The 10228-nt window shown below is 71.5% G+C and carries 11 protein-coding genes and 1 pseudogene; 2 read left to right on the top strand and 10 right to left on the bottom strand.

Annotation, left to right across the window (positions count from 1 at the left end; translation table 11 throughout):
• The 3 genes from G6039_RS28860 to G6039_RS28850 form a co-directional block, all read right to left on the bottom strand.
• On the bottom strand, nucleotides 1-669 hold a 669-nt coding region (locus G6039_RS28860; RefSeq protein ID WP_241258976.1), incomplete at its 3' end, for an anti-sigma-D factor RsdA.
• Nucleotides 662-1240, bottom strand: coding sequence for a sigma-70 family RNA polymerase sigma factor (locus tag G6039_RS28855; RefSeq protein ID WP_029544787.1), 579 nt, complete (start codon nucleotides 1238-1240; stop codon nucleotides 662-664). The genes G6039_RS28855 and G6039_RS28860, both read right to left, overlap by 8 nt.
• A 121-nt stretch (nucleotides 1241-1361) precedes the next feature.
• Nucleotides 1362-2204 carry a hypothetical protein gene (locus G6039_RS28850; protein ID WP_043802585.1) on the bottom strand — a complete coding sequence of 281 codons (843 nt, stop codon included), beginning with the start codon at nucleotides 2202-2204 and terminating at the stop codon, nucleotides 1362-1364.
• A 523-nt stretch (nucleotides 2205-2727) separates the two neighbouring features.
• On the opposite strand from G6039_RS28850, the gene G6039_RS28845 reads away from it, so the two are divergent.
• Nucleotides 2728-3021 (top strand): WhiB family transcriptional regulator, encoded by a 294-nt coding sequence (locus tag G6039_RS28845; RefSeq protein WP_029544792.1) that lies wholly within the window; start codon nucleotides 2728-2730, stop codon nucleotides 3019-3021.
• 106 nt (nucleotides 3022-3127) lie between these two features.
• Here the strand turns inward: G6039_RS28845 and groL are convergent, their stop codons facing one another.
• Both groL and groES read right to left on the bottom strand, forming a co-directional pair.
• The gene (gene groL, locus G6039_RS28840) at nucleotides 3128-4744 is read right to left on the bottom strand and encodes a chaperonin GroEL (RefSeq protein ID WP_043802543.1); all 1617 of its coding nucleotides are present in this window, start codon (nucleotides 4742-4744) and stop codon (nucleotides 3128-3130) included.
• Nucleotides 4745-4830: 86 nt separating this feature from the next.
• Nucleotides 4831-5133: a co-chaperone GroES gene (gene groES / locus G6039_RS28835; RefSeq protein ID WP_003938034.1), complete on the bottom strand. Its 303-nt coding sequence runs from the start codon at nucleotides 5131-5133 to the stop codon at nucleotides 4831-4833.
• Between the two features lie 697 nt (nucleotides 5134-5830).
• Between groES and G6039_RS28830 the strand changes: the two genes are divergently transcribed.
• Nucleotides 5831-7348, top strand: coding sequence for an Hsp70 family protein (locus G6039_RS28830; protein WP_029544794.1), 1518 nt, complete (start codon nucleotides 5831-5833; stop codon nucleotides 7346-7348).
• Nucleotides 7349-7379: 31 nt separating this feature from the next.
• Here G6039_RS28830 and tsaD read toward each other — a convergent pair whose 3' ends face one another.
• The 5 genes and pseudogenes from tsaD to G6039_RS30890 form a co-directional block, all read right to left on the bottom strand.
• Nucleotides 7380-8420, bottom strand: a complete 1041-nt coding sequence (gene tsaD / locus G6039_RS28825; protein ID WP_006940025.1) for a tRNA (adenosine(37)-N6)-threonylcarbamoyltransferase complex transferase subunit TsaD — start codon at nucleotides 8418-8420, stop codon at nucleotides 7380-7382.
• Nucleotides 8417-8911, bottom strand: coding sequence for a ribosomal protein S18-alanine N-acetyltransferase (gene rimI / locus G6039_RS28820; RefSeq protein WP_043802540.1), 495 nt, complete (start codon nucleotides 8909-8911; stop codon nucleotides 8417-8419). Before rimI ends, tsaD begins: the two co-directional genes overlap by 4 nt.
• Nucleotides 8908-9582, bottom strand: coding sequence for a tRNA (adenosine(37)-N6)-threonylcarbamoyltransferase complex dimerization subunit type 1 TsaB (tsaB, locus tag G6039_RS28815; RefSeq protein ID WP_029544796.1), 675 nt, complete (start codon nucleotides 9580-9582; stop codon nucleotides 8908-8910). Before tsaB ends, rimI begins: the two co-directional genes overlap by 4 nt.
• Before the next feature lie 30 nt (nucleotides 9583-9612).
• Nucleotides 9613-10098 (bottom strand): tRNA (adenosine(37)-N6)-threonylcarbamoyltransferase complex ATPase subunit type 1 TsaE, encoded by a 486-nt coding sequence (gene tsaE / locus G6039_RS28810; protein ID WP_006940019.1) that lies wholly within the window; start codon nucleotides 10096-10098, stop codon nucleotides 9613-9615.
• Nucleotides 10091-10228: pseudogene (locus G6039_RS30890) on the bottom strand (alpha/beta hydrolase); the annotation flags it as partial. The gene tsaE and the pseudogene G6039_RS30890, both read right to left, overlap by 8 nt.

The raw sequence follows: 10228 nt of genomic DNA, 5'->3' as shown, positions 1-10228 counted from the left end.
GGGCAGCACTGGTGGGGGCGGCGGCGGAAGGAGCTGGCTCAGCTCGGTGGTGAGCCGCTGCATCCAGTCGCCCAGCTGGTCCCGCTGGCCGGCGTCGGTGACCGACCCGGAACGCTCCTGTGCCGACTGGAGCAGTTCCTGGGCGCCTTCGGTGTCGCCGACGGCGAGCCGCTGCTCGGCCTCCTGCAGTGTCGAGGCGGTGTCGATCCGGGCGACCGTCGACTCTGCCTGCTCGCTGAAGACGACCTGCTTGACGCTCCACAGCGGGTCGCCGGGTTCGGCCTGGTAGGAGACGGCGGTCGCGCCGCCCACGGCGATGGCGATCAGGGCGGCGGCACCGGCGATGGGACGGATCAGGCGAAGCTGGGTGCGGGACCGGGACCGGCGCTCGGCGAGCGCGTCGCGGGCACCGATCTCTCGGTTGACCGCGGCGACGATCTCGTCCAGGTCCGGTTCGGAAGGAAGAGGGTCGGCGAGGATCTCGGCACGCCAGCCCGCGAGGAGCGTGGCCAGCTCGTATTCCTCGGTCGTCTCGGTGGGCACCGGTCCGTCCCCGGAGATCGCGTCGATGAGGGCATCGTCACGGCGCACTGCCGCAATGTCCACGGGGGTGCCGTCGTCGGCGAGATCGGCGAAGAAATCGTCATCCGCGCCGTGCTTCCTACCCATTTCTCTCACCTGCTCTCGTCACTTCCTTCTTCAGTCGGGCGATGGCACGGTGCTGCGCCACTCGAATGGCCCCTGCCGTACTTCCCACCGCTGCTGCCGTTTCTTCCGCGGACAGGCCCATCACGAGCCGCAGGATCAAGATCTCCCGCTGCTTCTCCGGAAGCGTGCCCAGCAGCTTCTTCATCTGCCGGCTCGTCTCCGAGTTGAGTGCCTGCTCCTCCGGACTGTCGTCCAGCGACATCGACTCGGGTACCTCCGCGACCGGGTCCGCCCGGTTGCGGGCGGCGCTGCGGTGCGCGTCGGCGACCTTGTGTGCCGCGATCCCGTACACGAATGCCATGAAGGGGCGTCCCTGGTCCTGATACCGCGGCAACGCCGTCATCACGGCCAGGCACACCTCCTGCGCTACGTCGTCCGCGGAGAGCTGGCCACGCTCCGCGGATCCGACCCGCGCCCGGCAGTACCGGACGACCAAGGGCCGGATGGTCCTCAGAACCTGAGCGAGAGCCGTCCGATCCCCCTGCGCAGCCGCAGCGACAGCGGAGTCCAACTCCTCACCCATGACAGTCATCGATTGCGCAAGTCCTGGCGTTACAAAGTGACACGACCCCCCGGCCGGGTGTGCTTCCACTCGCAGTGGAACACCCCCAGACTAACGACACGACCGGACGGAACGGACGCACGGATGACTTCTAGGCCCGGATCGTTGCGAATCTCCCGCCGCGCCGGACGATGAGGGCGGCCGACTCGTCGCGCACGCGCCGGGCCGCATCACCGCCCCCCAGTCCGTCCCACAGCATCGAAGCAGCCCAGCGGAGCGGGACCAGACCGTGCGCGGTGCTGCGATCGAGCACGTCCAGGCACAGGTCGCGGGCGGGGGTCGGATCGGACTCGCCGGTCCACGAGGCGGCCTGCAACAGGTCGGACTTGATCAGGTGCCGGACCGAACCGCTGCGCTCGGCACCTGCCGCTGCGGCAGCGGAATGACGGCGGGCGGTGGCGAAGTCCCCGGAGGCGAGCGCGGTCTCGGCGGTGACCCAGTGCAGGCGCACGCGCTGGCGCCGGAACGCCTCGGGGTGGACGCCCCCCGCTTCGTCGAGACGTGCGGCGCAGCGGTCCAGCAGCCGGGCGGCGAGCCGGAGCCGGCCGCACCCGAGCGCGTCCGCCGCCAGGCCCGTGAGGGCGTCGCAGTGAGCCTCGACGGCCCACGGGCAGTCCGCCGGCGCGCCGGCGAGCGCCGCGACCGCCCGGCCGTCGAGGACGGATGCCTCACGATGCCGGCCGAGCTGACGCAACAGCGACGCCTCGGTGCTCGTCGCGAGGGACGCGAGCGCTCCGCCGGGGCCCGTGGCGCGGCGGAGCCGGGTCAGTTCCGCCCGGGCCGCGCTGTAGCGGCCCTGCCCGCCCAGCGCGACGGCCCGGTGCCACGACGCGACGGGATCGCCGGCGAGGGGCAGGGGGAACAGGCCCGGCCGGGCGCCGAAGGCCGCCGAGGCGAGTGCGGACGCGTCGGACGGAAGGGCGATGTCGGGCACGCGCTCATGATCGCACCGCATCTCCCCCTCCCGACGCGGAGGTGGTCCGCATTCCGGGAAATATGCACCGGGGGCGCATGAATTACTCCGCACGACACTTGTGCTGCATCCGGTTGAACATTGGGTTTACGGCCTGTTAATTGCGGACATGGCGCCTGTACGCAAACCCGCGCACGCCGGGCCCGCCGACCCCGGCATTCTTGCCCCCGCGGCCCGGACGGGTGCCCTTCCACGCCGACGGCAGGGCATATAGTCCCTGATCCGGGCTGTTCCGGGCACCGGACGGAGCCTCGAGCGGTCGAGGCGCACAACATCAAGACACAATCACGAATCGACCCCGATGTAAATATTTCGGTGGTTAATTCTCGCGGATCGGGATATGGAAATTGCCACTCCGCGAAACTGTTGACTCCATTTCGGCGGCCCCTTTACGGTTACGAAGCCTGAATAATTGCTTTGGGGGGAAAGACCTTCCGCCCACGGTCCGCTCGCCCCAGGCGAGCACGCTGCAAAGGAGTGCCCCATGCCTGCACCGAACCACTTGCCCGGACCCAACGCGGACGTCTGGGATTGGCAGATGCACGGACTGTGCCGTGGGGTGGACTCCTCGATGTTCTTCCACCCGGACGGGGAGCGTGGCCGGGCCAGGGCGCAGCGCGAGAGCCGGGCCAAGGAGATGTGCCGGCAGTGCCCGGTGATCGTGCAGTGCCGGGAACACGCTCTGGCCGTGTCCGAGCCGTACGGCATCTGGGGCGGCATGTCCGAGACGGAGCGGGAGATGTACGCGCGGCACCGACGACGGAGGGTCGCGGTCTGACCGGCCGCGACCCCCGGGACGACGAAGCCCCGCACGGGAAGTTCCGTGCGGGGCTTCGTGCCACCCGGGCCACCGTTACGCGCGGCCGGCCCGGGCGTTCGGATCCCTAGTGCGCGTGGCCGTGGCCGTGACCGGCCTCGGCCTCCTCCTCCGGCTTCTCGACGACCGCGCTCTCGGTGGTCAGCACCATCCGTGCCACCGAGGAGGCGTTGACGACCGCGGACCGGGTCACCTTCACCGGGTCCACGACACCGTCGGCGATCAGGTCGCCGTAGGTGAGGGTGGCTGCGTTGAAGCCGGATCCGGCCGGAGCCTCGCCGACCTTGTTCACCACGACCGCCCCGTCGAGGCCGGCGTTGCTGGCGATCCAGTACAGCGGGGCCGTGAGGGCCGCGCGCAGCACGGCGACACCGGTGGCCTCGTCGCCCGAGAGCGAGTTCTCGAGCGCGTCCAGCTCACGGGCGGCCTGCACCAGCGCCGAACCGCCGCCGGGCACGATGCCCTCCTCGACCGCTGCCTTGGCCGCGTTGACGGCGTCCTCGACACGGAACTTGCGCTCCTTGAGGTCGGTCTCGGTGGCAGCGCCGACCTTGATCACCGCGATGCCGCCGGAGAGCTTGGCGAGCCGCTCCTCGAGCTTCTCGCGATCCCAGTCGGAATCGGTGGCCTCGATCTCGCGGCGCAGCTGCGCGACGCGGTTCTGGATGTCCTCCTGCGTGCCGGCACCGTCCACGATGGTGGTGCTGTCCTTGGTGACCACCACGCGTCGGGCCGAACCGAGCAGGTCGAGACCGGCATCCTTCAGGGTCAACCCGATGTCGGCGTTGATGACGGTGCCGGCGGTGACGACGGCGAGATCGTCGAGGAACGCCTTGCGGCGGTCACCGAAGAACGGCGCCTTGACCGCGACGGCCTTGAGGGTCTTGCGGATGGAGTTGACCACCAGGGTGGACAGCACCTCGCCCTCGACGTCCTCGGCGATGATCAGGACCGGCTTGCCGTTCTCGGCGATCTTCTCGAGCAGCGGCAGGAAGTCGGGCAGGGAGCCGATCTTGTCGCGGTAGATCAGGATGACGGCATCCTCGAGCACCGCCTGCTGTGCGTCGATGTCGGTGATGAAGTACGGCGAGAGGAAACCCTTGTCGAACTGGACGCCCTCGGTGACGACAAGCTCGGTCTGCAGCGTCGAGGACTCCTCGACGGTGACGACGCCGTCCTTGCCGACGGTGCTCAGGGCCTCGCCGACCATGGTGCCGATCTCCTCGTCGCGCGAGGAGACGGTGGCGACCTGGGCGATGGCTTCCTTGCCCTCGACCGGGGTGGCGGCGGCGAGGAGCGCCTCCGACACCTTCTCGGCGGCCTGGGCGATGCCGCTGCCGAGCGCGATGGGGTTGGCGCCGGCCGCGACGTTCTTCAGGCCGGCCTTGATGATGGTCTGAGCGAGCACCGTGGCGGTGGTGGTGCCGTCACCGGCGACATCGTTGGTCTTGGTGGCAACGCTCTTGACCAGCTGGGCGCCGAGGTTCTCGAACGGGTCCTCCAGCTCGATCTCCCGGGCGATGCTGACACCGTCGTTGGTGACGGTCGGACCGCCGAACGCCTTGGCGAGCACCACGTGCCGCCCACGCGGGCCGAGGGTGACCTTGACGGCGTCGGCGAGCTGATCGACGCCACGCTCGAGTGCCCGCCGCGCGGTCTCGTTGAACTCGATTTGCTTGGACATGTTCTCCGACTACTCCTGGAACGAAGGATCCGGAACGGATTCCGCCCCGGGTCCGAGACGGAACTCCGGGGCGGAATGCGTGCGGCTTACTTGGCGACGACGGCCAGCACGTCGCGAGCCGACAGGATCAGGTACTCCTGGCCGGCGTACTTGATCTCGGTTCCGCCGTACTTGCTGTAGATGACGACGTCGCCTTCCTTGACATCGAGGGGGATGCGCTTCTCACCCTCGTCGTCCCAGCGGCCGGGGCCGACGGCGACGACGGTGCCCTCCTGGGGCTTCTCCTTCGCCGTGTCCGGGATGACCAGGCCGGAGGCAGTCGTCGTCTCGGCCTCGTTGGCCTGGACGAGGATCTTGTCCTCGAGCGGCTTGATGTTCACGCTCGCCACGATGAGCCCTCCACTTTCAGGGGTTCGATGGTCCGAGGCCTCTTGTCGTCCTCGGACAGGGTTTGTTCAGTCACCACGGTGACTCCGCGCGCAGTCCCGTCGTCGCGGGTGCCGGAACTCGCTCGGCGTCGACTAGCACTCTATACACGCGAGTGCCAGCGCTCAAGGGCAGCGGGTGCTGAATGTCCCCGTGTCGCCCCGGGCGCCCCATGCTGCCATCGAAGGCCCCTCGGCCCCGGGCGGCCCTCCGGTCGACCGCGCCCGCCCGGCAACGACGGCCGGAGGCCGGCCCCCGTCCGCCCATGAGCCGGGCCCGTCCGCAACCGAGGAGACCGAATCGTGACCATTCGTATCCGGGAGATGCCCGGTCGGCCACCCCGCCGGGCAGCGGTCCCCTCACAGCCCACTCCCCCGCCACTGTGCTCGCCCTGCGAGCCGGAAGAATGCCTCCGAGCTGGCACAACAGCGGCGCTGCCGGACTCGACCCGCCTCCGCCACCGACGTCCGGCGGCCGGTCCACGGGCGGGGTAGCCGGGCCTGCGGCGCGGCCGGACGGACGGGGATCGCCGGTTTTCGACGAGCGCTCGCGGCCACCCGTCTGTTACGTTCGGATAACGGAGACCGAACGCGTGACCATTCGGTGACATTGCGGCCTCGTCCGCGTCACTGTCCGCCGGTCACGCACGGGAGGGGAACTATGCGCACGTCGCTGGGGATTTCCACCGGCGCTTCCGGAGTGGGCTCAGCCCTCGTCGTCGAGGGGTCCGGGGATCGCACCACCGAGTACCGATTTCTCGCCGCCGATCCCGACGCAGCCGGGGATCTGGGCGACCTCGTCATCGATGCCCTCTCCCTCATGAGCACCCAGATCGACGGCCACGCCGTCCCCGACGCCGTGGCGGTGGCCTACCGCACGCCCGAGCACGCGGAGGCGATCCGCTCCGCGGCGGTGCGCGACGGCCACATCGTCCACCTGGTTCCGGAGACGACCGCCGTCTTCGCCTACCTGCACGGCACCGGCCTCGTCGACACCGCCGACACCCTCGCCGTCGCCGACCTCGGGGCATCGGGATTCACCGTCTCCGTTTTCGACCGACGGTCCGGATCGGTGCTGCGCTCGGCCCGGACCGGGGACGTCGGGGGCGACGCCGTCCGCGGCCGCGTCTACGACCACGTGCGCCGCCAGATCGGCCGCACCCGCGGCCGCATTCCGATCGACACCGCCCTGTTGACGGTGCGCTGCCAGGGCGCCCTCGAGGCCCTCGGCTCCGCGTCGGCCACCAGGGTCGAACTCGGTGACGCCGGCCCCGCGGTGCCCCTGACCCGCGCCGAACTCGACGAGATGGTGGCCGATCTCGCCGACACCGCCGCGGCGTTCACGCGACGGATCTGCGGCGGCACCGAGCCGCGGCCGCAGATGCTCGCCCTCGTCGGCGGCGCCGCGGCCATGCCGGCTCTCGCCGGAGCCGTGACCTCCGCGTTCGCGGGGACCGCCGTGACGGTGCCGGAACCGGCCACGGCAGCGGCCCACGGTGCCGCGCTGCTCGCCGCGTCGTCACGCCTCGCGTCGTATCCGCCGGTGGGCGCCTCGGCGCCGACGCCGAGCACCCCCGGGGGCAAGGTCTCCGGCGCACTCGCCGGGGCGCTGGTCGTCGGTGCGCTCGTCGCCGGCTACGCGACCGACCGGATCGCGTCCGACGACACGCCCGTCTCCCCCGCCGGCACCAGCGACCAGGCCACCACCCAGCCTGCGGCGGCGGTTCCCGACACCGGACACACGCAGATCCCCTCCGAGGATCCTCACGCCACCGTCACCACGACGGCTCCGGACAACGGTTACGCACGCACGCCCGCGCCGGACCCCTACCCCACCGGGTCGCTACCCCCGACGAGCACCTCGGCGACGACCACGCCGCCCAGCACGCCGGAGTCGACCACCACCGACCGGCCCGAGTCGCCCCCGGAGGCCCCGGGCACCGACCGGCCGTGGCAGTTCCCGGGAACCCTGCCGAGCGTTTCGTTGCCGACCGTCCCGCTGCCGACACCGCCCGGTACGACACCGCCCGAGAGCACGACACCGAGCCCGACGACGTCCGCGCCGACGACCGAGTCCGCACCCGCCGAGACGACGACCGACACCTCCTCGACCGCCGCCCCGGCGGAGGGAACGACGAGTTCGTCCCCGTTGCGCATCGAACCGTCGCCGGTCGGCTGAGCCGCACCGGCCGATCCCCCGCAGCGGACGGTCAGGCCGGCACCTGGGCGATCTCGACCGGCAGCCCGGGGTCGGTCCCGACGGTGAGCGCGGACGGCTGCGCACCTCCGGCGATCAGGTGCGCCCCCAGCGCCGCGATCATCACCCCGTTGTCGGTGCACAACCGCGGCCGCGGCACCCGCAGCGTGATCCCCGCGGCGGCGCAGCGCTCCTCGGCGAGTTCCCGCAAGCGGGAATTGGCGGTGGCCCCACCCCCGAGGACCAGGGTGTCTACGCCCACATCCTGCGCGGCCCGCACCGCCTTCATCGTCAGCACGTCGGCCACCGACTCCTGGAAACCGGCCGCCACGTCCGCGAGCGGGACGGGCTCGCCGGCGCGCTCGCGCGCCTCGACGAACCGCGCGACGGCCGTCTTGAGCCCGGAGAAGGAGAAGTCGTGCCGGGCGTCGCGCGGCCCCGTCATCCCCCGCGGGAACACCACCGCGGTGCGGTCGCCGTCCTGCGCGGCCCGGTCCAGCGCCGGACCGCCCGGAAAACCCAGCCCGAGCAAACGCGCCACCTTGTCGAAGGCCTCCCCGGCCGCGTCGTCGACCGTGGTGCCGAGCTCGACGATCGGCGTGCGGCCGAGGTCCTCGACGTGTAGCAGGTGCGTGTGCCCGCCGGAGACCAGCAGCGCCACGCACGGCGGCATCGGCCCGTGCTCGATCGTGTCCACCGCGACGTGCCCGCCGAGGTGGTTGATCGCGTAGAACGGCACGTCCCACGCCGCCGCGTAGGCCTTGGCTGCGGCGACACCGACGAGCAGCGCACCGGCGAGGCCGGGACCGATCGTCACGCACACGGCGTCGGGCTTGGCGATCCCGGCCGCGGCGAGCGCCCGTCGCATGGTCGGGACGATCGCCTCGAGGTGTGCGCGGGACGCGATCTCCGGGACGACGCCGCCGAACCGGGCGTGTTCGTCGACGCTGGAGGCCACCTCGTCGGCGAGCAGTTCGAGGGTGCCGTCGCCGACCCACCGGACGATGCCGACGCCCGTCTCGTCGCACGAGCTCTCGATGCCCATCACGATCACGACTGTGACTCCTTCCGCCGGTCCGGCCGGCACATGGTGTACGCGTCGGCGCCGCTCGGCTGGTAGTACCGCTTTCTGGTCCCGACGATCTCGAAACCCTCCCGGCGGTACAGCGCGATCGCCGCGTCGTTGTCGGTGCGCACCTCCAGGAACACGGGGCCGCCCCAGGCGTCGGCCGCCCGCAACAGCTCGGCGAGCAGCGCGCCACCGACGCCGCGGCGCCGCTGCTGCGGGTCCACACCGATGGTGTGGACCTCGGACTCCGGATGGATTCCGGTGCCGAGACGGGCGAGACCGGCGTAGCCGATCAGCCGGCCTTCGTCGTCGCGGGCGGCGACGTAGTGGTTCTGCGGCGCCGCCAGCTCGGCGCGGAAGGCGCTGGCGCTCCACGGGTCGTCGCCGGGGAACAGGATCCGTTCCAGCTCGGCGCACCGTGCGACGTCGGACGGCTGCAGCGCGTCGACGAGGGGAAGCGGGTCGTGGGGGCTCATTTCTTCTTCCGGTCCGCCGTCTCCACCGCATCGGGCCGGCGCAGGTAGAGGGGCACCAGGGGCTCGGGCTCCACCCCGGCGAGCAGGTCCGCGACGGCGACGGCGACCAGGCCCGCCGGAGACGGTGTGGCCACCGGATGTGCGGGCAGCGCGAACAGGTCGGTGTGCGGGCGGGACCCGGCGATCCGCAGCGACGGCTCCGCCTTCAGCTCCGCCGGCTTGCACACGCCCGGCCCCTCGACGCGGTGGCCACCGGAGTACCGCGCCCAGTACACCTCGCGGCGACGGGCGTCGGTGACGACGAGCAGATCACCGTCGCCGTCCGTGCCGTGGACGTCGGCCGCGATCGCGTCGAGGCTGCACACGCCGTGCACCGGCACGCCGAGGGCGTCGCCGAAGGCCGCGGCGGTCGCCATACCGACACGCAGGCCCGTGAACGGGCCGGGGCCGACACCGACGACGACGGCGTCGAGGTCGGCCGGCGTGTGGCCGGTGGACGACAGGCAGTCGAGGATCTGCGGAGTCAGCACCTCGGCGTGGGCGCGTGGATTGTCCGTGACCCGCACGGCCAACGTCTCGATGTCGACGCCCCCGCGTTCACCGCCGTCGTCTACCCGGACGAGACCTGCGGTGACAGCGGGGGTGGCGGTATCCACGGCGAGAACGAGCACGAGTATCCAGAGTACCGCCGAGCGCGACGGTCACCCCACCCAGGACCAGGTGGCGGTGCGCACGTCCGAGTCCGGTTCGCGGCGCAGCCGCACCCGCAGGTGCCGCTCGGTCAGTGTCTCGACCAGCCCCTCACCCCATTCCACGACGACCACGGCGGCGGTCAGGTCGGTGTCGAGGTCCAGGGCATCGAGTTCGTCGAGGGCGTTCGGACCGTCCCCGAGGCGGTAGGCGTCGACGTGGATCATCCCCACGGGTTCGCCACCGGCGCGATCGCCGGGGCGATGCTCGCGCGCGATGACGAAGGTCGGCGAGGTGACCCGGCCCTGCACCCCCAGGCCCGCGGCGATTCCGCGGGTCAGGGCGGTCTTCCCGGCACCGAGCGGACCGTCCAGGACGACGAGATCACCCGCGTGCAGTTCGCGTGCCAGGCGGCGGCCCAACGCCTCGGTGTCCTCGACCGTGGGCAGCTCGGCATACTGCTCGGTGCGTGTGCCGGTGGAGCGATCGTCACCCAATTGCGGCGCGCCTCCTGCCGGCGTCGTGGGCGAACCCGCGCTGGATGAGCCGGTCCAGCGCACCGACGACGACCTCGGGGAACTCGAGCTGGACCAGGTGCCCGGCCCCGCGGACCCGCTTGAGCTCGAC

The sequence above is a fragment of the Rhodococcus aetherivorans genome, from assembly GCF_011058165.1.
Lineage (GTDB): Bacteria > Actinomycetota > Actinomycetes > Mycobacteriales > Mycobacteriaceae > Rhodococcus > Rhodococcus aetherivorans.
The sequence above is the reverse complement of the archived record's forward strand: the minus strand, read 5'-3'. Positions and strand labels throughout refer to the sequence as shown.

Excerpts from the sequence above, each read along its gene's own strand:
- rimI (WP_043802540.1), bottom strand. The coding sequence starts at position 8,911 with ATGAGCCCCCACGACCCGCTTCCCCTCGTCGACGCGCTGCAGCCGTCC.
- G6039_RS28855 (WP_029544787.1), bottom strand. The coding sequence starts at position 1,240 with ATGACTGTCATGGGTGAGGAGTTGGACTCCGCTGTCGCTGCGGCTGCG.
- G6039_RS28845 (WP_029544792.1), top strand. The coding sequence starts at position 2,728 with ATGCCTGCACCGAACCACTTGCCCGGACCCAACGCGGACGTCTGGGAT.
- groL (WP_043802543.1), bottom strand. The coding sequence starts at position 4,744 with ATGTCCAAGCAAATCGAGTTCAACGAGACCGCGCGGCGGGCACTCGAG.
- G6039_RS28830 (WP_029544794.1), top strand. The coding sequence starts at position 5,831 with ATGCGCACGTCGCTGGGGATTTCCACCGGCGCTTCCGGAGTGGGCTCA.